Raw genomic sequence first — 21,965 nt, 5'->3', positions numbered from 1 at the left:
CGCTGTCGCGACGGCGACTAGGTTCTATCCTCTCCGGGTGACCTCAGGTTGGATCTTCCTTGCGGCAATGATCGCCGCATATGGCGTGGCCAACCTGTTGCAGTCCGTAGCGGCCGCACGCACAGACCTGCACCAGGGGTTCAACCCGCGGCTGCTGTTGAAGCTGGGGCAGCACCGGGCTTACGTGATCGGGGTCGGGTGCCAGTTCGCGGCGTTCGCGCTGGCGTTCCTGGCCCGCCGGGACCTGCCGCTGTTCCTCGTCCAGTCGGCAGTCGCGGCCGGCCTCGGCATCACCGCGGTCCTCGGCGTGGCGGTGCTCAAGTGGCGCCTGCCGGCCGCCGAACTCGTGCTGCTGGTGGTGCTCGGCGTCGGCCTCGGCGGGCTGATCGTCGCGGCGGAGCCGATGCCCTCGCGCCAACTGCCGGCCGCGGGAGTGGTGCTGCTGGTCGTCGCCCTGTTCGCCATCGGGGCGACCGGATTCTTCGCCGTGCGGCTGCACGGGGCGCCCGGTTCGGTGGTGCTGGGCGCGCTGGCCGGGTTGGCGTTCGGCGCGGCGGCGGTCGCCTCCCGGCCGCTCGCTTCGGTGCACTCGCTGGACCGGTTCGCTTCCGACCCGCTGCTGTACCTGGTGGTGCTGCACTCCGTCGTGGGTCAGCTGCTGTTGGGGCTGGCGATGCAGCGCGGTTCGACGACGGCCGCGGTGGCCGCGATGGACGCGGCGGCGGCCGTTCCGGCGGCGATCGTCGGGTTGGTCTTCCTCGGCGACAGCATCCACCCGGGGCGGGAGTGGATCGCGGCGGTGGGCTTCCTCGCCACGCTGCTCGCCGTGATCGGATTGAGCTTCTACGCCGAGCCGCAACACCACCACGAGGTGGCGGACGTACCGTCCGGCCGGGTCTCCGCACCCCCGGCCGCCGCGCGGTCCTAGCCGGGCCGCGGCCAGGCACCCGCGAGAGAGCGCTCACCGCGCCAAAGGAGAAAGCCAGCCGACGGCAGGGCCGTCGGCTGGCGATTCCGGATTGCCCACCCCACGCGAGCGCTCCAGGAATCGAACGTTATACATCGTGCGCCGGGTTGTCCAAGGGAACATGGGGCGACTTTCCGACGGGCGGGTCGCACCCTAGGGCAAACGGGCAGGTCAGAGCGATGCGGATGACAGGCCCGGCGGAAATTTTTCGACCCCTCAGTTGATCTTCATGACTCCGACCGGCCGATCGGACGATCACCCGCCGGGCGTACACCGATCGCCCGACTACCACCGGGTCCGCACCCCCACAACTGCGGGATCGGGCGTCCCATAAATGGGGACCAGAGTGTGGGACACCGGTTACGGGGAATGCTTCCGGGATGTGGGATCGGGAACGGCGGCCCGACGCTCCCCACCCCTCGACCGATCGGGCAGCCCGGAGCTACCGTTCGGCTACCCCGAAGGGCAGGCCAGGGGACGTCCGGCGAGCGCTCGGACACCGGGCGCACACGCCACGCGTTCAGAACTAAGCGCAAGATTAATTTACGATAAGGACCGCGAATCGGGCGTTTCAGAGGCGGCATAATCAATCACGTAATGGAGGTTGTCAATCCCATGTCCGCCCGCTGGCGAGTTTTTCGCGAGGTCGAGCACCGTCAGCCACCGCTGGCCCTGAAATATTTCATGAACCTGAAACACTAGTTGACACGGGTTTAACAAGTGCCCGACGCTGTGTGGGAACGCTCCCACAAATGGGACACATCGTGCTCAGGGAGTTCGTATGCCCGACCAGCCAACGCTCGCCGAAGTGGCCGCCGCCGCCGGAGTCTCTCCCGCGACCGCTTCCCGGGTACTGACCGGTTCCGTCCGCGTGCGCACCTCCGCACGCGTCCAGGTGCACGCCGCCATGGCCCGCCTGGGTTACACGCCGAGGGGCGGTGGGGACCGCCGGCAGCGCCGGACCGTGCCCGTCATCGCCGCCGTGGTGTGTGAGTCGACCCGCCGGTTGTTCACCGACTCGTTCTTCGCCCGGCTCATCACCGGGGCCGAGGAGTCGCTGGCCCGCGAATCGGTACCCCTGCTCGTCCTGCCGACCTCCCCCACCACGCTTGCCGCGACGGAGCGGTTCCTGGTGAGCGGCGGGGTCGACGGGGTTCTCCTGATCAGCGCCCACAAGCAACATCCGCTCGCAGCCGCGGTGTCGGCGGCGGGCGTTCCCGTACGGTGCGCCGGCCGACCGGCCGACGACCTCCCGCTCCCGTTCGTCGACGCGGACAACCGGGGCGGGGCCCGACGGGCGGTGGAGCACCTCATGCGCACCGGCCGCCGGACCATCGCCACCATCGCCGGACCGCCCGACCTCAGCGCCGCCGTCGACCGGCTGGAGGGGTACCGCGACGGGCTGGAGGACAGCGCGATGCAGGCGCCTCCGGTCGCGTACGGCGACTTCACCCAGGCCTCCGGAAGCCATGCCATGGGCTGGCTGCTGCACCGGGTGCCCAATCTCGACGCCGTGTTCGTCGCCTCCGACCTCATGGCCGTCGGCGCCATCCACACGCTGCGCCGAGCCGGTCGCCGGGTACCCGAGGACGTGGCCGTCATCGGGTTCGACGACGCACCGGCCGCCCGGTACGTCACGCCGGCCCTCACCACCGTCCGCCAACCCGTGGAGAACCTGGGCGCCGTGGCGTCCGAACTGCTGCTCGGCGAGGTGCTCGACGGCCGGACCGGCAGCCACAACCCCGTCCTACCCACCGAACTCGTGATCCGTCAGTCAGCCTGACCGCGGTCCGCGTAGCGCGGAGAGGGGTAACCGAGCGTGATCGAGCAGTGGCCGGCCGAGGGTGACCTGCTCAACAGGCGATACCGACTGCTCGAGGCGATCGGCTCGGGCGGGATGGCAACAGTGTGGCGCGCGCGCGACGAGTCGTTGGAGCGGCTCGTCGCCGTGAAGGTGCTCAACGCCGACCTGGCCGTCAACCCGCGCGTCCGGGAACTGGTCCGCCGCGAGGCGCGCACCGCTGCCCAGCTCACCCACCCGCAGGCGACTCCGGTGTACGACTACGGCGAGGCGTTCGCGCCGTCGGGCCGGCCGGCCGCGTTCGTCGTGATGCAGCTGCTCGACGGCACCCCGCTGGACGAACGCCTCGCCGCCGGCCCGCTGCGCTGGACCGAGGCCGCCCAGATCGGCGAGCAGGTCGCCCGCGTGCTCGCCGGCACGCACACCCGGGGCCTGATCCACGGGGACATCGCGCCCAGCAACATCGTGCTGACGTCCGAGGGCGTTCGGGTGATCGACTTCGGCATCGCCGAGACGCTGGTGGAGGCCGGCCGGCCGGGGATCGGCGGGCTCTTCGGCACGCCGCCGTACATGGCACCGGAACGCCTCGCGGGTGCGCCCACCCGGCTCGCCAGCGACGTGTACTCCCTCGGCGCCCTGCTCTTCGAGATGATCGGCGGGCGGCCGCCATATCCCACTCTCACCTGGGAGAACGCCGCCGAGGTCCGCCGGCGGGAGCCGACTCCGACGCTCGCCGGCGTCGGTGACGTTCCCCCGGAGATCATCGAACTGGTCACCGACTGCCTGGCGCTCGACCCCGAACGGCGCCCGCCGGCGAGCGAGGTGGCCGACCGCCTCGCCGAGCTCCGGACGGCCGCGCCCCCGCGCCCGAGAAGGGCGCCGGTACGCCACCGCGTGCTCATCGGCGTCCTGGCGGCGGTGCTGCTGCTCGCCGTCGGCGGCCTGGCGCAGGTGGGCCTGGGCCATCTGACCGCGCCGCGGCACGACGACCGCTCCTCCGGCCAGGGCGGCGGCGAGCACAACACCACCAAGGCCACGGAGGATCCTGGCGCGGCCGACCAGGCCGGCACCGCGGAGGCCACCTCGGCCCGCTCCGGCACCGGCCCGGCCAACCCGGAGACGCAGACCGGCACGTCGGCGGCCGGCACGGCGGAGCCGCTGACCGTGCAGCAGGCGATGGACCACCTGCGGGCGGTGCTCGACGCGGCGATGGCCGACGGCACGGTCCAACAGGCCACGGGTTACATGCTGCGCACCGAGCTGCTCAACATGACGGCGAACAGGACCTCCGACGAGAGCGCCGCGCTCCGGCAGATCGACAACTTCCGGCGGAAGATCCTCGACTTCACCCGCAGCGGCGACATCAAGGACTCGGCGTCGCGCAACCTGCTCGGGGCGCTCGACCAGCTCGCCACCGCGACGAGGTCCGAACTTTAGTCGGATCGGTGAACGGCGTTCACGGCGCGCCGGTGCGAGAAACCGCGGCCCGGCACCGGTGAAATCACCGATGGGCCGGGCCCGGTGTCGAACGATCTACTTCTCGAGGTCCCGCAGCATGCCGGAAAGAATCTCCGCGGTGCGGGCCGGCGGGTCGGCGTCGACGCACAGCCGCTCCATCGCGGCCGCGTAGTAGTCGACGTCCTCGCGCTTGTCGAGATAAAGCGCACTGGTGAGCTGCTCGACGTACACCACGTCCGGCAACTCCTGGTCGGAGAAGCGCAGAATGCTGAAAGCCCCGCCCGCGGCGGCGTGGCCGCCCTTGGCGAAGGAGACGACCTGGAGCTGGATGTTGGGCATCTCGGTGGCGGCGATGAGCGCCTCGATCTGTTCCCGCATGATCTCCGGGCCACCGATCGGGCGGCGCAGCGCCGCTTCGTCGACCACCGCCCACAGCTTGGGTGGCTCCGGACGGCCCAGCACCTTCTGGCGGCGGTCCATACGCAGGTTGACCCGCCGGTCGAGCTCCTCGTCCGGTGCTCGGCCGTGGCCGAGTTTGATCACCGAACGGGCATAGTCGCTGGTCTGCAGGAGGCCCGGGACGAACTGGACCTCGTAGGTACGGATCTGGGTGGCCGACTCCTCCAGCCCCAGGTATGACTGGAACCAGTTGGGGAGGATGTCGCTGTACCGATGCCACCAACCGGGCGTGTTCGCCTGGCGGGCCAGTTCCAACAGCACCTCGCGTTCCTTCTCGTCGTCGACCCCGTAGAGGGTCAACAGGTCCGAGACGTCCCGCTCCTTGAATCCCACGCGACCCAGCTCCATCCGGCTGATCTTGGATTCAGACGAGCGAATCTCCCACCCGGCTTTTTCGCGGCTGACGCCCTTGGCCTCACGAAGCCGGCGCAATTGGGCACCCAGCATGATCCGGAGCACCGTCGGCCCTCCGGCCGACCCGCTCTCGTGCTGAGCCGTTGTCACGCGCCAACCTCCGTAGGGATTTCACTCGGCACGACGGCGAGAGCCGTCAGCTTTGCGTAGGCATCGTATGACCCGACGGTAAGACGGGGAACAGAACACCCCAGACCTTTCCACGACCCGGAACCGAATGGCAACACCGTGCTACGGGAGCAGGTCGTCGAAGTCCCCGTCGCGGGCGCCGTGGATGAAGGCGTCGATTTCGGCGTGGGTGTAGATCAGTACCGGTCCGTCGGGGAACCGGGAGTTGCGCATCGCGATCCCGGTGCCGTCGGGGAGTTCTGCGAGTTCGACGCAGTTGCCGCTGGGATTGCTGCGGCCACTCTTGCGCCATTTCAACGGGGGTAGGTCGGCGGCGGACATTCCGTTCGTCGGAGGTCGCATATGTCTGTTCTCTCTATGTGGTTCCTCGGCTCGGTTCGGCCGGACGGGCGGCGGATCTCGGTCCGAACGGCGAACCCTGCCCTATGTGATCTCTCTCACCTCGCTTGCGCGCACACGAGACGGGGTCGGAACACCGGCTACCTAAATGGCTGCTGACCATCGCTAACCGCGACATGCCGGCGAGACCGTCACGCACCGCTGCCTCCCCCGCCACCGAACGCACGCCTATTTGCACGTGCATCCGGTCTTGCATCTGCAACGCATAGCGCGGAGGATAACGCACATGCACGTCACCCGATCGTTTGAACTTCATGATCGGAACCCAAGATGGCAGCAAAACGGACGCACCAGGTAGCCGTTCCACACCGGCCCCGCGGCGCGCGGCGGATCTCCACACCGCCGCCGCCGCGACCGGAATGGTGTCCGCCCCGATCACCACGGAACGCTCTCCGGTCGGCCCCGGCCCGCATGGCCGACCGGCTGGTGCCCGCACCGCCCGCGACCCCGGAGCCCGACCGCCCTGGGTCGCGGTGCATGCCATCCCGGCCGGCGGGCCGCACCCACCGGGTGCGGCCCGCTGACCCGGCCCAACGTTCGCCGTAGCCGGCACCGCGCTCGGAAACCGCCGCACTGATCCGTCACCGACCACACCGTCACTCAGGCAGGAGGCCCGCGACATGGCAGTTCCCACGATCGAGCCGCATCTGCGCAACCCGGCCGAAGTGGCGCCCACCGACAGCTACCGCCCCGGTGTCCCGGTCTGGGTGTACCGCGGCGGCGCGTGGTGCGCCGGATTCATCGAGGCGTGCTCGGCCCGGGCCGCGATGGTGACGTACCGCCCCAGCGGCTCCCGGGGCACCGGAGTCGACACGATCTTCGCCCGGGACATCGTCGCCCGGGCCGATTCAGACCCTCTTCTGGACAGCGCCCTCGGGTGACATCGGCACCCTGAAAGGTGACGTCATGGTCACGCTGATCACCGTCTTCGGGCTCCTCGCCGGTGTGGCGCTCGGTTGGTACCTGCGCAGTGTCAACACCTGGTGCCCGCAGTGCGGCGACGCGATGAGCTGTGCGGGCTGCGGCAAGCGGCCCTCGTGGTCCTCACCCGGTCGCAACCGGCCGCCGGTCCGATGACCTCCCCGCAACCGGCGGGCGCCGACACGTTACGCCGCCAGCGCTGGGCCTCGGACGTCGCGCCGCCGCGCCCGGAGGCCGCGACGGAGTCGACGGTGACGGCGTTCAACGAGGCACCCCGGGTGTGCGTCGACCTCGACACCGACGCCGACCGGACCTGGCGGGGACTGGTCAACCCCCGATAGCAAGGCCCTAACTACGCAGCCGCCGCCGTCGACGATCTGAGTTGGGTGAACGCGTGCAGGTCCGCCACGAACGCATCGATCTGGGATCGGGTGACCCCGGGCGTGCACACGATGTGGCTGAGTCCGTCCACAGTGGCCAGTGGCCAACGCGCCAGCACCTCGTCCGGCGGAGTCTTCAGCACCACCGTGCAGGCCATCGGCTGCGAACGCCAGGCCTCCCAACCGATGGCGGCCAGTTGGCGTTCGGTGTAGGCGGCGGTCTCGCGGATGTGCTCGGCCAACCGGCGCAGCCCCGACGGGCCGAGAGTGCGCAACCGGTGCCACAGCACCAGCACCGCATGCCCACTGCGCGAACTGCCGATCGTCGGATCCGGGCTGCCCGTGTAGGCGGCCACGCGGCTGGTCCGCGACAGGTGCCCGGCCCGGGTCAGCACCACCCCGCACGGGAACGGCGCACCGAGGAACTTGTGCCCGCTGATGGAGACGCTGTCGGCCGCCTCCGGCCCCAGCCCGAACGCCGGCGCCGCCGACCCGCGCAGCGCCAACGGGATACCCGAGAGCGCCGCATCCGCATGGATGTAGAACTCCCGCACCCCGGCGTGGCGCAGGGCGTGCCGCACGCGCACGACGTCGTCGACCGCCTCGGTCAGCGTGGTGCCGACGCTCGCCACGACGACGGCCGGACGGCCGGGGTGCTTCGCGAGCGCGTGGTACAGGCCGGTGTAGTCCATCTCGCCGCGGTCGTCCGTGGGGATCACGACGGCCTGCCGGTCCAGCAACGCCGCGGCCTTCGCCACGCTGCTGTGCGCGGCGGACGAGTGGTAGAAGACGGCGTTCGGGTGCAGGGTGCGGCCCAGCCAGAGGCCGTACATGATGCCCTCGCTGCCACCCGTGGTGACGTAGCCCCAGCGGTCCCCCGCCGGCGCGCCGAACAGGTCGGCGAGCGTTTCGACCAGCTCGCGTTCCAGGTCCTTGGTGTGCCAGGCGAACATCGGATCGACGTACGGATCGCCGTAGTTGTTGAGCTCGTGCGACAGGAACGGCAGCAGCTCGGGCGCCAGCGGCGTGGACCACCCCGGGAAACCCACCTTGCGCTGCTCGGCACCGTACAGGCGGTGGAGTCGGGTGGTGAGTTCGGCCGCTAAGCCCTCGTCGTCAGGCTCGTCTGCGTCCTCGCGGCGCATTACCCCAAGGCCCCCTATAGGCGATCGATCGGCGTGGCCTCCGGGTCGCGGCCCCGGCGCCGAGCGATCACCAGACTAGGCCCCACCTCGATCGACGTCCACCGACCGTCCAGTTTGGACGATCGGTTGACCTTGACAGTTACATATCGACATGGAAGAAGTACGGTCGGCACATAGATCGCGACCGTCCACACTCGACATCAGCCCTCCACATCGAAGGAGAACCCGCGTTGGGATACGACATCCGGTCGGAGACGCCACGCGAGCGTTCCGATCGGCATCGGGAGTCCGGCTACCCGAGCTATCCACCGGGAGGCGCCGACCGGTACCCGCCGGCCGCCCAACGCAGTGCCGAACCGTCCGAGCCGCACGAGCAGACCCGCCTGGTGCAGCTGCGCAACGCCGCCCTCATGCGCATGCGGGAGATGTCGTCACGGCACGGCATGCACGCGTTCGATGAGCGGCGCGGCACCGACGCGTTGGGCCCGCACGCCATCGCGTTCCTCTATCAGGACTACGAACGCAAGCCCGGCATGGCCACGCACGAGGTCGTTCGCGCGGCCACGCGGCTGTTCCGCGACTCCGACGAGGTTCGTGACCTGCCGCAGTTGCTGTACACGCTCGCCGGTATCGCACAGCAGTACGCCCAGCGGGGGCCGTTCGACCCGCGGCGCACGATGGTGCACCGTTCGGACGACATGACGACGCAGGCGCGGTACCTGGGTGTAGCGGTGTCCACTTTGGACACCCCGGCCGGGCACTGGGCCAGCGTTCAGGAACGCGCGCGCAACGCACTCGAGATCGCCGGCCGCAGCTACCTGCACCTCAGCGACGGTTCGCGGATCGTGCTGGACCGGGGTGGGCCGTTCGGGGTCGTCGGCATCACGCAGTCCTCCGCCGCGCTGGAGGCGGGTGGCCTCGCGTACGGCAACTGGCAGCCGTTGCACCTGCGGCCGGGCGACCCCGAAGAGCCGGTGTGGGCCGCGTTGGAGTCGCTGCACCTGCACGTGCTGCACGGCGTTTCCCAGCCGCCGCGCGGCGGGCGCAGCCGCTACAGCTGAGCGGTCCACTGTGGACGGCGGCCGCACCTCGGGACCGCCGTCCACAGTGGATTGTCAGAGACGGAAGCGTTCGAGGCTGTGGTCCATCGCGGCGAGCGGCTGCTCCAGGCCCGCGCCGACCTGATCGAACACCTGCGGGTTGGCCGCCTTGATGGCCGAGCCCCAGACCAGGCCCACCACGATCGACACGACGACGATGCCGGGCAGCACCAGCGACAGGATGCCAGCGGCCGGGCCGAGCAACGAATCGACGTTCACCACAGTGGTCGCCAGGACCACGAGGAGCAGGAGAGCGGCGAGACCGGGAGCGAGTGCACTCGACCAGGCGCCCTCCTCGAGTTGGGGACGGCGCCGGAAGAACCCGATGACCGCGAGCGACGCGAGAATCATCAGGGTCATGACGCCCATGGCGGCGAGCGCCGACAGCAGCGTGAACAGGTCGAGCAGCGGGTCCGCCCCGACGACCGCGAAGCCGCCGAACGTCAGCAGCGCCACCACCGACTGCAGGAGCGAACCGCTGATCGGGGCACCGCCCCCGCCGCCGCTGCCGATCCGGCCCAGCACCTGCGGCAGCACCCCGTCCCGGGCGAGGCTGAACACGTACCGCGCGATCGTGTTGTGGAACGACACCATCGCACCCAGCATGCTCGTGATCAGCAGCACCTTCGCCAGGGTGGACATGGCGCCGCCGTAGTAGTTCTCGATCAGCGCGAACGGCAGCCCGGCCTCCGGGTTGCGCGCGACGTCGACCACGGATTTCGGCCCGACCGCGACGGCCAGCGCCCACGACGAGACGGTGTACAGGATGCAGACCACGGCCACCGCGCCGAACGTCGCCTTGGCCACCGCGGCGCCGCTGCGCGCCTCCTCGCCGTAGACGGCGGCGAGTTCCATCCCCACGAACGCGGCGATGCCGAACGCCAGCACACCACCGATGCCGCTGACCAGGAGGCTGCCCGGCTCCATCGGCACACTCAACGAGCCCGGGTCGGCCGGCTGCGCGAACGCGCCGATGTCGAACAGCACGATCATCACGATCTCGGTGATCAGCAGTACGGCGATGACCTTGGCGTTCATGCCGATGCGGCGCACACCCATCGCGGCCACCACGGCCCACGCCAGGCCGGCCCAGGCCCACCACGACATCCCGCCGACCAGGCCCGCGACCGTCGCCCCGAACAGGCCGTACAGCGAGATCTGGATCGCGTTGTAACTGACCAGCGCCAACAGGCCGCCGGCCACACCCCAGATCCGGCCCAACCCCTGCGCTAGATACGCGTAGAACGGACCCGGGTTGGCCACCTGGCGGGCCATCGCCCCGTAGCCGACGGCGAAGAGCGCGAGCACGACACCCAGCCCCAGGAACGACAGGGGCACACCAACCACACCGGTCGCCGCGTAGGTGGCGACCATACTTCCAGCGAGCACGACCATCGGCGCGGAGGCCGAGACAGTGAGGAACAGCAACGACATGGGGCCCAGAGTCCGCCGGGCCAGTCCACTCGGTGCGGTCATCGACATGGAGCGATCCTCGTCATCGTCGGGAGGCACACGCGCGTTCGCGGAACGCGCGGCGGGTGAGCACGAGATCACCGGACGCGAGAAAGATACAACCCCATGATTGCCAACGGAGATCGCGGAGGCCCGCTCCGCAGAGGACTATGACGAATCGGCCGGAAAGCGCTGGAGCGGCGGCGACCGGCCCCGGGAGCGGAGAGTGACGACCCTCACCCCGCGCCGCGGTCCGCGCGGCGTATGAAAATCGCCTTGCGAGAAATGAATTCGAGAGAAAGAGAATCGGCCCTCTCAAAATTCGAGAGGGCCGATTCTTCGGAGTAGCGGGGACAGGATTTGAACCTGTGACCTCTGGGTTATGAGCCCAGCGAGCTACCGAGCTGCTCCACCCCGCGTCGCTTGGAAAACAATAGCGCACTGACGCGGGGTGCGCCAAATCAGCCCGGCGGGCCGGCCGACGCCGACGGCCCGGGGCTCGCCGACGGCGACGAAGAAGGCCCTGAGCTGGGGCTCGGCGACGCGCCGGCGTTTCTGCGCGCCTCCTCGTAGGCCTTGGTCGCCTCGTCCAGCTCCTTCAGCGCCTTGCCCTCGCGCTCGAAGTCACCCGCCTTGCGGGCCTCACGCAGTTCGTTGATCGCCGCCTGGATGCGCGCCGCCGCCTGTGCCACCGGGTCGTCACCCGCGGGCGGCTGACCGCCGGTCGGCGGTGGATTCTCGGTGCCGGTGGTGGGCGTCTTGCCCTGCGCCTTCTCCGTCAGGATCTTCAGGCCGTCCGCCATGTTGTCCGCGTACGCCGAGTACTCGCCGTAGTTGAGCAGGACCTTCTTCATCGTCGGGAACGAGTTTGCCTGCGTCGAGCGGATGTACAGCGGCTGCACGTACAGGACTCCCCCGAGCAGCGGCAGCGTCAGCAGGTTGCCGAACTCGATCTGCGCCTGGTCGGACTTCAGCTGGTTGATCTGCACCCGCGCGGTGTCGTCCTGGTTGGTCATCCGCTGGTGCGCCCGGTCGGGGCCCTGGATCGCGGAGTTGTCCGGTAGCTCGAGCACCGACAGGACCGGGCGGTTGTCCTTGTCGTAGGAGCCGCTCACCACGCCGGAGAGCGCGGGGCCCTGCACCATCGCGGCCGTCAGCTGGAACGACGCGTCGGTCTGCTCCGGTGCCGTCGCCAGCACGTAGTACGGCGGCTGCTTCACGCCGGCCTTGTTCGGGTCGTCCGGCACCTGCCAGAAGTCGTTCTGGCCGAAGAAGCCGCCCGGGTCGGTCACGTGGAACCGCGACAGCAGGTCCCGCTGCACCTTGAACTGGTCCTCGGGGTAGCGGAAGTGCTGCGACAGATTGGTCGGGATCTCGCTGCGCGGCTTGAAGAGCTTGCCGCCGAACGCCTTGTTCCACGCCTTGAGCACCGGGTCGGTGTCGTCGAACGTGTACAGCGTCACCGTGCCGTCGTAGGCGTCGACCGTGGCCTTCACGGAGTTGCGCAGGTAGTTGATGTCCTGACGCTGCTGCGCGAACGTGCCGTCGCCGGTCTGCGCGTCACTGGTGGCGCCGCGCAGGTCGACCCTCGTGGCGTACGGGTACGTCGAGGAGGTCGTGTAGGCGTCGATGATCCAGACCACGCGCCCGTCGACCACGGCCGGGTACGGGTCGCCGTCCATCTTCAGGAACGGCGCGATCTTCTGGACCCGTTCGCGGGGCTCGCGCACGTACAGCAGCTTCGAGTTGTCGTTGAAGACGCTGGAGAGCAGGAAGTTCGTCTCGCGCAGGTGGGCGGCGTACAGCACCCGCCGCGGGTACGAACCGATGTCGACGCCACCCTCGCCGGCATAGGTGTTCTTCGCGTCGGCGACCCCGGTCGGCCGGTCGAACTCGACGTCCTCGCCGCCCTTCTTGCCGACGATGGCGTACGTCGTCATCTGCTCGCCGTAGTAGATCCGCGGCTCGCTGGTCTTGATCAGGTCGTCCTGGGCGTTGCACTCCTCGTTGCCCTGCCGGCGGTGCTCGCCGAGGAACCCGGCGACGAAGTACGGCTCGCCGTTGCAGACCAGCTTGTTGGCCGGCGCCGCCACGAAGCCGTAGCCGTGGGTGTAGTAGGTGTGCCGGTTCTGCCAGTTGCTGTTGGTGGCGCCGAGCTGTTCGTAGTTCATCTCGCGGACGCCGACGACGTAGTCCTGCGTCTTCATGACCGCCGGGTTGGCCGGGTCCGGCAGCGTGTACCGGTCGATGTCGAGCTTCGCCGGGAACTGGTAGAACGGCCGCGTGCGCTGGCGCAGCGTGAACGTGTCGTTGACGACCGCCGGGTCGAGCAGGCGCACGTTCGGGATGGTGCCGGTGTCCTGGGCGAGGTTGAGCGGCGGAACGGTGTTGTCGGTGTACTGCTTCGTCTGCACGTTGCTGAGCCCGTACGCGTCGCGCGTCGCCTTGATGCTCTGCTCGATGAACGGCGCCTCCTTGGCGCGCGCGCTCGGCTTGACCGTGAACGACTGCACGCTCGCCGGGATGATCCCGCCGATCACGACCGCCGAGATGCCGAGCAGTGCCAGTGCCACGCCGGGCCACACGAGGTTGCGCATGAAGGCGTTCGAGAAAACGATGATCGCGATGGCGACCAACAGTGAGATCCAGGCGAGGACCTCCTTGGCCGGCAACAGCGAGTTGATCGCGGTGTAGGACGCGCCGTTGAGGTTTTCCACGCTCGGGTTGGAACCGAGCAGGAGGCCGCGGCGGTCGAGGAAGTAGGCGGCGGCCTTGAGGAGCACGAACGCCGCCACCAGCGAGGTCAGGTGGGCCCGCGCCGCGGCGGTCATCCGGTCGCCGGCGCCCTGCAGCCGCACGCCGCCGAGCAGGTAGTGCAGGCCCAGCGCGCCGAGCAGGGCGATCACCACCGCGCCGAACCCGACGCCCAGCAGGTACCGGTAGAACGGGTACTCGAAGACGTAGAACCCGATGTCCACCTTGAACTGCGGGTCGGCGACCCCGAACCGCTGGCTGTTCTGGAACAGCAGCCAGAGCTGCCAGCGCCCCTGGGCCGACAGGCCGGCGAAGAGCCCCACGAGTCCGGAGAGGACCGTGATCCACATACCCATGCGGGGCAGCATCAGCATCCGGTACCGGTCGAGGGCGTGCTGCTCGGCGGAGTGCGGTCGCAGCAGCGGGCGCATCCGGTACGCCAGATACAGGTTGAGCGCGACGATCAGTCCCACGCCGAACCCGAACGTCAGGAACAGCAACAGCTGCGTGGTCAGCACGCCGCTGAAGACGCGGTTGTAGCCCACCTCGTCGAACCACAGGTAGTCCGCCCAGATGTCGACGATCCGGTCCGCGAACGCGATGATCACCAGCAGAATGGCGAGCACCACCAGGGTGACCCGGCCGCGCCGGCTGACCCGGGACAATGGGCTGCGAAGTACCACGACGGACTCCCTGCTGGTGGCTCCCCGAACGGGACAAGACTAGTCGGCGCTGCTGACCAAAGTGCGCGACCTAACAGCGGGCGGGCATTCGCTTCTCGCGCAGCTCCTGCAGCGCGGCCAATGCGTCGTCCACAGTGGCCACCCGGATCAATGGAAGTCCGTCGACGGCATTCGCCTTCGCCTCGGCGCAATTCGCGGCCGGCACGAGGAAGACGGTTGCCTTGTCCCGCTTTGCCCCACGCAATTTCTGCGGGATGCCGCCGATGGGGCCGACGTTGCCCTCGTCGTCGACCGTTCCGGTGCCGGCGATGCGGACTCCGCCGGTGAGGTCCTGCGGGTCGACCTTGTCGATTACGCCCAGCGTGAACATCATTCCGGCGGACGGGCCGCCGATCCGGTCGAGGTCGAAACTCACGTCGAACGGGGCGTTCTGCTTCTGGTCCGGCACGACGCCGAGGCGCGGCACGCCGTCGTCGCCCTTCGCCGGCGTGATCGTGGCGCTCGCCTCGACCCCGTCGCGCGTGTACTTCACCTCGCGCGGCGTCCCGGCGTCCTTGGCGCGGATCAGGTCGCGCAGCTTCTGGGTGGAGGTGACCGGCGCGCCGTCGATGGCGACGATGACGTCACCGACCTTGAGCTTGCCCTCCGCCGGGGAACCCTGGCTCACCTCGGTGATGGAGACCTGCACGGGAAAGCCGAGCTTGCGCAACGCCACCGTCTCGGCGCTGGTCTGCGACGCCTTGAACTGCTGGGCGTTCTCCTGGTCGACCTGCTGCTCCGACTTGTCCGGCGGGTAGATGAGCTCCCGCGGCACGACGGCCGTGTCGCCGCTGAGCCAGCCCTTCACCGCGTCGAACAGCGTCGTGCTGTCGCGCACGTTGACCGTCGTGAGGCGCAGCTGCCCGGCCGAGGTGGTGGCCGGAACGCCGGTGAGCCCGATGACCGGATGCCCCTCGACGGTGCCGAGCGTGTCGACGGTGGGACCCGGCCCCAGTTCGACGTACGGGACCGGCGCGACGAGCGCCTGCCAGACGAGTGCCAGCAGCAACAGTGCGCCGACAACGAGAGTCGCTCCCCGACGGTCCATGCGGGGACTCTAGCGTTCCGCCCTGAGCGGAACCTGGCAGCCGGGCTGCGAGGGGACGGCCGGGCGTGCGGACGTCGACAGTCGACCGGCGTACGGTTGACCACGTGCCCGCAGACACTCCGTTCGGCTTCGGCTTCACCGGTGGACCGGATCCCAACGATCCGCAGCAGATGCAGCAGTTCATGAGCCAGCTCCAGCACATGTTCGCCGCGCCCTCCGGTGGGCCGGTCAACTGGGATCTGGCGCGTCAGGTCGCCCAGGGCCACCTGACCGGTGCCCCGGGCGGCGGCTTCGGGTTCAGCCTGGCCGGGATGTTGCCGGGGCTGACCGCGGGTGCCGGGCAGACACCCGGCGACGAGCCGGAGAAGCCGGTGGGCGATCCGTCGGTGACGCCGTTCGACCGGGAGGCCGTGAGCGAGGCGCTGCGTCTGGCCGACCTCTGGCTCGAGCCCGAGTCGGCCCTGCCCTCCGGGATCACCACGTCCGTCGCGTGGAGCCGCGGCGAGTGGCTCACCAAGACGCTCGACATCTGGCGCAAGCTGTGCGACCCGGTCGCCGCGCGCATCGTGGGCTCGATGACCGACCTCGTTCCCGAGGAGATGCGCGGGCAGTTGGGGCCGATGTCGGCGATGGTCTCGTCGCTCGGCGGCGCGCTGTTCGGCACGCAGCTCGGCACCGCGCTCGGTTCGCTCGCCGCCGAGGTGCTCTCGGCCAGCGACATCGGCCTCCCCCTCGGTCCCGCCGGCACAGCGGCGTTGGTGCCGGCCAACATCGCGACCTACGGCAAGGGCCTGGAGCTGCCCGACGACCAGGTGCGCCTCTACGTGGCGCTGCGCGAGGCAGCGCACCAGCGGCTGTTCAGCCACGTGCCGTGGCTGCGCGGGCACGTCCTCACGGCCGTCGAGACCTATGCCGCGGGGATCCGGGTCAACAAGGAGGCCGTCGAGGAGGCGGTCGGCCGGTTCGACCCGATGAGCCCCGAGGGTGTGCAGGAGATCGCGCTCGAAGGCATCTTCGCGCCGGACGACAGCCCGCAGCAGCAGGCCGCCCTGGCTCGCCTGGAGACGGCGTTGGCGCTGGTCGAGGGCTGGGTCAGCGTCGTGGTCGCCCGCGCCGCGAAGGAGCGGCTGCCCGAGGTCGTCAAGCTGGGTGAGACGTTCCGGCGGCGGCGTGCGGCGGGTGGGCCGGCGGAGCAGACGTTCGCGGCGCTGGTCGGGTTGGAGCTGCGGCCCCGCAAGCTGCGGGAGGCGGCGGCCGTCTGGGAGGCGTTGACCGAGCACCGGGGCGTCTCCGGGCGGGACGCGCTGTGGGGGCATCCGGACCTCATGCCGGACGTCGAGGCGTTCGCCGACCCGGAGCTGTTCGCCCGCACCGAGCTGGATCTCGGGGATCTGGGCTTCGAGGAGTTCGAGAAGGGCATCGAGGACTCCGGCGAGCAGAAGAAGGACGACCCCGAGGCCTAGCCGCCGAGGAGCAACCGGGTGTTGTCCCAGCCGTCCAGGCCGGGATCGAGCCTGCGCAGGTCGTCCGGCCCGCGCAGGCGGTGCCATCCGGGCGTCACGGCGACCTGCGCCCGTCGGGGTGCCGCGCCGCGCAGGTCGTCGGGTGTCCCCTTGTCCAGGTCGATCTGTGGGAACCACTCCGGCAGCGGCAGGCGGCTCGACACCCCGAGCAGCCCGCCGTTGTGCGCGGGCGCCACGCCTGCCCTCCGGGTGGTCAGCGGCTGCAGGAGCTTGCCGACGAGGAGCCCGGGCAGGTCGGGAGCGTCACCGGCGATGACGGCCGCCTGGTCGTAACCCGCCTCGGTCGCTGCCACGAGAGCGGCCGTCACGCTGGATGTTTCCATAGAAAATCTGGACATCGACGGCCAGGCGAGGGAGTCCGCCAGTGCGCGGTCGGCGGACGCCACGGCAATTCCGGCGTCGGCGGCGGCGAGGGCGGCGATCAGGTCGACCACGTCCTCGGCCAGCGCCTCACGCCACGCCTCGGGCGGAACACCCGGCGGCGCCCAGGCGGGCGGGGTCAGCAGCGCGACGACGATGCGGCGGGACACCGGTCAATCGTCGGACATGCACAACCCCGCCGCCGCGGAGACCCCCTCCAGGAACCCACGCGCCCGCTCCGACCTGGGGTAACGCGCCACGAGTGCCCAGAAGTCACTGTTGTGGCTGGGGACGACGAGGTGCGCCAGCTCGTGCAGGAGCACATAGTCGAGCACCCAGTCCGGCATGTCCTGGACGCGGTGCGACAGGCGGATCGTGCGGTCGGCGGGCGTGCAGGAGCCCCACCGGCCGTTCTGGTTGGTGACCCAGCGGACGCTCCGGGGGCGCACGCGGGTCGCATGATCGGAAAAGTATGCTGCCGCGAGTCGCGCCGCCCGGGCCTCCAGCTCGGCGTCGCTGCGCCGGGCCCGCTGGTCGCGTGCGGAGAGCCGCTCCAGCATCCGGTCGACCCACTCGCGCTCCTCGGCGCGCGAGAACTGGTCGGGAATGAGCACGACAACACGCTCACCGTCTCGATAGGCCGAGACGGTGCGCCGGCGACGCTGGCTGCGCCGCACCTCTACCACCGGCTTACGTGTCATGCCGGCCGGCCTGGGGTACCGCCCACGCAGGAACGCTAGCGGGCAGATGCCCTTCCTCCGCAAGAGTCAAAGTCCCGACACCCGGTTGATTGACCCCGGTTGGTGGCGACTCGTCGGAAAGATTCCGGCGGACTCGGCACAGAGGCGGGGCAACTGCAGAACTCCGGAGGTGGCCCGCCGGTCACCCACACGGTACCCACACGCCCCCCAAAACGGCACAGAAAGGACAAAACACCCGCCGAGATCGGCGTGTCCCGACTAACCACACTTTCCGTGAGTGTCGGACAAGGCAGACTCTCACGAGGTCGGTCCCGCCCTTGATGGGACCGGCGCTGAACTCAAGGAGGACCTCGTGGCCGAGTACAACGGCTATTGCGTGAAATGCAAGGACAAGCGGGACTTCGACGGCGAAGTGACCGAGACGAAGACCGGTATGCGCATGGCCAAGGGCAAGTGCCCGGTGTGCGGCACCACGGTCAACCGGATTCTCGGTAAGGCCTGATCATGACGCCGGGCGCGTGGGCCGAGGCCGGTTAACGCTTCGGCCCACCGCCCGAAACCGTTCGGCCACGCGCCCGACTACCGTCAGAAACGCGACACTTACCCTCAGCGTGACCGCGGAACGGTGGATAACTTCCCCGAACCTGTGGATAACTCAGGTCCGTGGCCCACAGGCCTGTGGACAACGAGCGAACCGGCCACACGCAGCGTGCCAGTGTCACGCCCCATGCGGCCCCTCCTGCTCCCGCACCTGCGCCGGCTCTGGCGCGACGCCGACACCGTTCAGATCGGGACCGACCCGCGCGTCGCGACGGTGCTCCAGCTCGCCGACCCCGCCGTCGCGCGGATACTCGACCTCCTCGACGGCACCCGCACCCGGGACCAGGTGATCGGAGCCGCCGCCGGGCTCGGGATCGCCGCCGCGCCGGCCGTGGCCGTGCTCGACGGGCTGGTCCGCGCGGGACTCGTCGTCGGCGGGCACACCTACCTGCCGCGCGGGCTCACTCCGGCGCTTCGCGAACGGCTCGGCCGCGAAGCCGGCGGGCTCGTGCTGGATCACCTCGGGGCACCCGCCCGGCGCACCCCGGCCGAGATGCTCAGACGGCGCGCCGCCGCGCGGGTCCTGATCGCCGGCCACGCCTGGCTCGGTGCGCCGCTCGCCGCCATCCTCGCCGCCAGCGGCATCGGCAGCCTCGACCCGGCCCTCGACGGCTGGGCGGTACCCGGCGACGCCATGGTCGGCGGCGTGCTGCCGGCCGACGCCGACCGGGCCCGTTCGAGTGCCGCCGCCGATGCCGTCCGGCGGGCCGCCCCCGAGGCGCGGGTGACGCCGCTTCGCTCGGGTGCGGCGACGTTCGTGGTGCGGGTGGGCAACCGTCCCGGCAGTGCGCTCGCCACCAAGGGCGTCCGGCAGGGTGGCTCGCCGCGGCTGGACGTGTACCTGCGCGACGGGCTGGTCGTCGTGGGGCCGCTGGTGGTGCCGGGGCGTTCGCCCTGCGGCCGGTGCCTGGAACTGCACCGCAGGGACGCCGACCCCACCTGGCCCGTGCTCGCCGCCCAGCTCGCCACCGGCCGTGACCTGGCCGAACCGTGCACCGTGACGACCACGCTCGCCGGGTGCGCGTTCGCCGCCGCGGAGGTGCTCCGGCACGTCGACGGGCGTCCCACGCGCACCCGCGGGGCCATCGTGGAGGTCTCCGACGCCGGACGCACCAGACGGCGCAGCTGGTTGCCGCATCCCCGCTGTGACTGTTCTCGCCGCCGGTCGGCACGGACCACGCACCGGCGACCCCGTTCGCCGAGTAACAATGAGTCTTGATGAGTGATATCCCGCGTCGCGCCGTCACCCGGACAGCGAAGCTGGCGGCGCTGCCGCTGGGGTTCGCCGGCCGGGCCGCTCTAGGTCTGGGCAAGCGGGTCACCGGCCTCGCCGGCGAGGTGATCTCCTCCGAGGTTCAGCAGCGCACCGCCGAGCATCTGTTCAGCGTGCTGGGTCAGCTCAAGGGCGGTGCGATGAAGTTCGGGCAGGCGCTGTCCGTCTTCGAGGCCGCGCTGCCGGAGGATCTCGCCGGGCCGTACCGGGAGGCGCTGACCAAGCTGCAGGACGCCGCGCCGCCGCTGCCCGTGGCCAGCGTCCACAAGGTGCTCAAGGAACAGCTGGGCGACGGCTGGCGGGAGCGGTTCGCGGAGTTCGACGACTCCCCCGCCGCCGCGGCCAGCATCGGTCAGGTGCACCGGGCCGTCTGGGAGGACGGCCGCGAGGTCGCCGTGAAGGTGCAGTACCCGGGGGCCGGCAAGGCGCTGCTGACCGACCTCAACCAGCTCGCCCGCCTCGCCGGGATGATGACGGTGCTCCAGCCCGGCCTCGACATCAAGCCGCTCCTGTCCGAGCTCAAGGAGCGGATCAGCGAGGAGCTGGACTACGAACTGGAGGCCACCGCGCAGGCGGCCTTCGCGGCGGCGTACGCCGACGACCCCGAAATTTTCATCCCCGCCGTCGTGGCCTCGGCCCCGATGGTGCTGGTGACGGAGTGGACCGAGGGGACCCCGGTCTCCGCGGTGATCTCCAAGGGCTCGCAGGAGGAACGCGACGAGGCCGGCCGCAAGCTCGCCCTCATGCACTTCTCCGCGCCGGCGCGGGCCGGGCTCCTGCACGCCGACCCGCATCCGGGCAACTTCCGCATCCTGCCCGACGGCCGGTTGGGTGTGCTCGACTTCGGCGCCGTCGCGCGGCTGCCCGAGGGACACCCCGAACCGGTGGGCCGCCTCGTCCGGCTCGCCCTCGCCGGGGACGCCGAGGCGGTGCTCGACGGGCTGCGCGGCGAGGGGTTCGTGAAGCCGGACGTGAAGGTCGACGCGCAGGCCGTTCTGGACTATCTGCTGCCGATCCTGGAGCCGATCGCCGGCGAGCGGTTCCGCTTCAGCCGCGCGTGGCTGCGTGGCGAGGCGACCCGCCTGGCCAACCCGAAGAGCCCGGCCTACACGCTCGGCCGCAACCTCAACCTGCCGCCGTCGTACCTGCTGGTGCACCGGGTGACGTTGGGGTCCATCGGGGTGCTGTGCCAGTTGGAGGCCGAAGGCCGGTGGCGGGCCATCCTCGAGGAGTGGCTGCCCGGGTTCGCTTCGGAAGAGGGCGAAAGAGAAGCCCCGGCGCCGTAGCGCCGGGGCGTCGATCACATGTGGGTTATTTACAGGCCGAGCATCCGGTTGGACTCACGGCGCGAGTCCATCGCGATACGTCGGGCCGAGCGGCGCGCCTCAGAGTGGTTCGTCTGAGGCCGGCGCATTCGCGCTCGCGATAAGGCTTCATTGATGAGTGATATGTGCCGGGTGATGTTCACGACGGTGTCCTTCTGAAGATCGTTGGCTTTGACGGACCGGTTCCTGCTGGTCGGCTGAATGCTGAGAGTGTTCATTTCAGGCCGCCTGGCCTGCGACGACGGCCGCCGCGCGGGCGGTCGCCTCGACCCGGAGCGCCGCGTCACGCGCGACGTCCTCCTTGCGCGGACGACCCCGCGGCCGCTTGCGCGGAACGACGGCGCCACGCTCGAAGATCTCGCCGCCCCAGACGCCCCACGGCTCCTGACGCTCCAGCGCCGCCGAGAGGCAGGCGACCCGGACCGGGCAGTCACCGCAGAGGGACTTGGCGAGCTCCAGCTCGGCCGGAGCCTCGGCGAACCAGAGGTCCGGGTCGAAGTTGCGGCACGGGAGAGCGGACTTGGTGGACACCTCAGCACCCGCCTCGGCGACGCCGAGAGGGGCCATGACCAGGTTCATTCCCGGTCACCTCGCTTCCTACTGTGGGTGGTTCGTGGATGGTTGGTAGTGATCGAGTGGAGGGGCAAAAAATTAAGGCCGCGGATCCCAGGTGTGGGATTCCGCGGCCTCGAGGTGAGCCGGCTCGGTCTTGTCAGACCGATGACCTTCCTCGAGGCGGTTTCCCGCGGACTCCACCAACCGGGTCCATGACGTCGACGCGCGGCTTGGCAACGAAGCCACTGGTCCCCTGGACCTTGGCCTCTTGCCGGACCGTCAGCCACTGCGCCGCAGCCAACGTGCCTTCGGGTGCCGTCCTGACAGCGCCGTAGCCCACCGAACCGTGGGCTGTGGGGGCGCCGGCAAGCGGCGACAAAGACACCGGAGCGCAGACAGCAAGCAGCCCTGCCGGACGCTGGATCTCGTAGCTCAGCACCGGGGACCACCTCCTCATCTGCACTCGTCGTGAGTCTTGC

Annotated in this window: 20 protein-coding genes and 1 tRNA gene; 11 read left to right on the top strand and 10 right to left on the bottom strand. The window is 70.0% G+C overall.

The window, feature by feature from the left end:
• Positions 1 to 37: 37 nt before the first annotated feature.
• The 3 genes from Val02_RS35060 to Val02_RS35050 all read left to right on the top strand — a co-directional run bounded on the left by Val02_RS35060 (position 38) and on the right by Val02_RS35050 (position 4,205).
• Positions 38 to 928 carry a hypothetical protein gene (locus Val02_RS35060; RefSeq protein WP_373317993.1) on the top strand — a complete coding sequence of 297 codons (891 nt, stop codon included), beginning with the start codon at positions 38 to 40 and terminating at the stop codon, positions 926 to 928.
• A gap of 820 nt (positions 929 to 1,748) precedes the next feature.
• A complete protein-coding gene (locus tag Val02_RS35055; protein ID WP_203903591.1) occupies positions 1,749 to 2,750 on the top strand; it encodes a LacI family DNA-binding transcriptional regulator in 1,002 nt (333 codons plus the stop codon).
• Positions 2,751 to 2,786: 36 nt separating this feature from the next.
• Positions 2,787 to 4,205, top strand: a complete 1,419-nt coding sequence (locus Val02_RS35050) for a serine/threonine-protein kinase (RefSeq protein ID WP_203903590.1) — start codon at positions 2,787 to 2,789, stop codon at positions 4,203 to 4,205.
• Between the two features lie 96 nt (positions 4,206 to 4,301).
• On the opposite strand, the gene Val02_RS35045 is transcribed toward Val02_RS35050, so the two are convergent.
• Both Val02_RS35045 and Val02_RS35040 read right to left on the bottom strand, forming a co-directional pair.
• The gene (locus Val02_RS35045; RefSeq protein ID WP_373317992.1) at positions 4,302 to 5,189 is read right to left on the bottom strand and encodes a Sco1979 family transcriptional regulator; all 888 of its coding nucleotides are present in this window, start codon (positions 5,187 to 5,189) and stop codon (positions 4,302 to 4,304) included.
• 141 nt (positions 5,190 to 5,330) lie between these two features.
• A complete protein-coding gene (locus tag Val02_RS35040) occupies positions 5,331 to 5,570 on the bottom strand; it encodes a DUF397 domain-containing protein (protein ID WP_203903589.1) in 240 nt (79 codons plus the stop codon).
• A 677-nt stretch (positions 5,571 to 6,247) separates the two neighbouring features.
• On the opposite strand from Val02_RS35040, the gene Val02_RS35035 reads away from it, so the two are divergent.
• From Val02_RS35035 to Val02_RS35025, 3 genes are read left to right on the top strand one after another with little or no spacing between them, the layout of a single operon-like run.
• The gene (locus Val02_RS35035) at positions 6,248 to 6,508 is read left to right on the top strand and encodes a hypothetical protein (RefSeq protein ID WP_203903588.1); all 261 of its coding nucleotides are present in this window, start codon (positions 6,248 to 6,250) and stop codon (positions 6,506 to 6,508) included.
• A 25-nt stretch (positions 6,509 to 6,533) separates the two neighbouring features.
• The gene (locus tag Val02_RS35030; RefSeq protein ID WP_203903587.1) at positions 6,534 to 6,704 is read left to right on the top strand and encodes a hypothetical protein; all 171 of its coding nucleotides are present in this window, start codon (positions 6,534 to 6,536) and stop codon (positions 6,702 to 6,704) included.
• A complete protein-coding gene (locus Val02_RS35025) occupies positions 6,701 to 6,889 on the top strand; it encodes a hypothetical protein (protein WP_203903586.1) in 189 nt (62 codons plus the stop codon). The genes Val02_RS35030 and Val02_RS35025 overlap by 4 nt, the downstream gene beginning before the upstream one ends.
• 11 nt (positions 6,890 to 6,900) lie before the next feature.
• Here Val02_RS35025 and Val02_RS35020 read toward each other — a convergent pair whose 3' ends face one another.
• A complete protein-coding gene (locus tag Val02_RS35020) occupies positions 6,901 to 8,073 on the bottom strand; it encodes a histidine decarboxylase (RefSeq protein WP_203903585.1) in 1,173 nt (390 codons plus the stop codon).
• Positions 8,074 to 8,303: 230 nt separating this feature from the next.
• Here Val02_RS35020 and Val02_RS35015 point away from each other — a divergent pair, with 230 nt between their 5' ends.
• A complete protein-coding gene (locus Val02_RS35015) occupies positions 8,304 to 9,134 on the top strand; it encodes a hypothetical protein (RefSeq protein WP_203903584.1) in 831 nt (276 codons plus the stop codon).
• 54 nt (positions 9,135 to 9,188) lie between these two features.
• Here Val02_RS35015 and Val02_RS35010 read toward each other — a convergent pair whose 3' ends face one another.
• The 4 genes from Val02_RS35010 to Val02_RS34995 all read right to left on the bottom strand — a co-directional run bounded on the left by Val02_RS35010 (position 9,189) and on the right by Val02_RS34995 (position 15,149).
• Positions 9,189 to 10,655 (bottom strand): APC family permease, encoded by a 1,467-nt coding sequence (locus tag Val02_RS35010; RefSeq protein WP_203903583.1) that lies wholly within the window; start codon positions 10,653 to 10,655, stop codon positions 9,189 to 9,191.
• 315 nt (positions 10,656 to 10,970) lie between these two features.
• Positions 10,971 to 11,044, bottom strand: a tRNA-Met gene (locus Val02_RS35005).
• A gap of 42 nt (positions 11,045 to 11,086) precedes the next feature.
• Positions 11,087 to 14,062, bottom strand: coding sequence for a UPF0182 family membrane protein (locus tag Val02_RS35000; protein ID WP_203903582.1), 2,976 nt, complete (start codon positions 14,060 to 14,062; stop codon positions 11,087 to 11,089).
• Between the two features lie 70 nt (positions 14,063 to 14,132).
• Positions 14,133 to 15,149 carry a YlbL family protein gene (locus tag Val02_RS34995; protein ID WP_203903581.1) on the bottom strand — a complete coding sequence of 339 codons (1,017 nt, stop codon included), beginning with the start codon at positions 15,147 to 15,149 and terminating at the stop codon, positions 14,133 to 14,135.
• Positions 15,150 to 15,319: 170 nt separating this feature from the next.
• Here Val02_RS34995 and Val02_RS34990 point away from each other — a divergent pair, with 170 nt between their 5' ends.
• Positions 15,320 to 16,612 carry a zinc-dependent metalloprotease gene (locus Val02_RS34990; protein ID WP_203903641.1) on the top strand — a complete coding sequence of 431 codons (1,293 nt, stop codon included), beginning with the start codon at positions 15,320 to 15,322 and terminating at the stop codon, positions 16,610 to 16,612.
• On the opposite strand, the gene Val02_RS34985 is transcribed toward Val02_RS34990, so the two are convergent.
• Both Val02_RS34985 and Val02_RS34980 read right to left on the bottom strand, forming a co-directional pair.
• Entirely contained in the window at positions 16,609 to 17,202 is a 594-nt protein-coding gene (locus Val02_RS34985; RefSeq protein ID WP_203903580.1) for a hypothetical protein, read from the bottom strand. The genes Val02_RS34990 and Val02_RS34985 overlap by 4 nt on opposite strands.
• Before the next feature lie 3 nt (positions 17,203 to 17,205).
• On the bottom strand, positions 17,206 to 17,733 hold the full coding sequence (locus Val02_RS34980) for a M48 metallopeptidase family protein (RefSeq protein WP_203903579.1): 528 nt from the start codon (positions 17,731 to 17,733) through the stop codon (positions 17,206 to 17,208).
• Positions 17,734 to 18,085: 352 nt separating this feature from the next.
• On the opposite strand from Val02_RS34980, the gene Val02_RS34975 reads away from it, so the two are divergent.
• The 3 genes from Val02_RS34975 (at position 18,086) to Val02_RS34965 (ending at position 20,892) form a co-directional block, all read left to right on the top strand.
• Entirely contained in the window at positions 18,086 to 18,235 is a 150-nt protein-coding gene (locus Val02_RS34975) for a DUF5679 domain-containing protein (protein WP_203903578.1), read from the top strand.
• 225 nt (positions 18,236 to 18,460) lie between these two features.
• A complete protein-coding gene (locus Val02_RS34970) occupies positions 18,461 to 19,552 on the top strand; it encodes a TOMM precursor leader peptide-binding protein (protein ID WP_203903577.1) in 1,092 nt (363 codons plus the stop codon).
• Positions 19,552 to 20,892 carry an ABC1 kinase family protein gene (locus tag Val02_RS34965; protein WP_203903576.1) on the top strand — a complete coding sequence of 447 codons (1,341 nt, stop codon included), beginning with the start codon at positions 19,552 to 19,554 and terminating at the stop codon, positions 20,890 to 20,892. Before Val02_RS34970 ends, Val02_RS34965 begins: the two co-directional genes overlap by 1 nt.
• 258 nt (positions 20,893 to 21,150) lie before the next feature.
• Here Val02_RS34965 and Val02_RS34960 read toward each other — a convergent pair whose 3' ends face one another.
• Positions 21,151 to 21,510, bottom strand: a complete 360-nt coding sequence (locus tag Val02_RS34960) for a WhiB family transcriptional regulator (RefSeq protein ID WP_203903575.1) — start codon at positions 21,508 to 21,510, stop codon at positions 21,151 to 21,153.
• Positions 21,511 to 21,965 lie beyond the last annotated feature (455 nt).

The organism is Virgisporangium aliadipatigenens (assembly GCF_016863615.1).
Classification (GTDB): domain Bacteria; phylum Actinomycetota; class Actinomycetes; order Mycobacteriales; family Micromonosporaceae; genus Virgisporangium; species Virgisporangium aliadipatigenens.
Note: the sequence above shows the minus strand (reverse complement) of the source record. Positions and strands in the feature narration are given on the sequence as shown.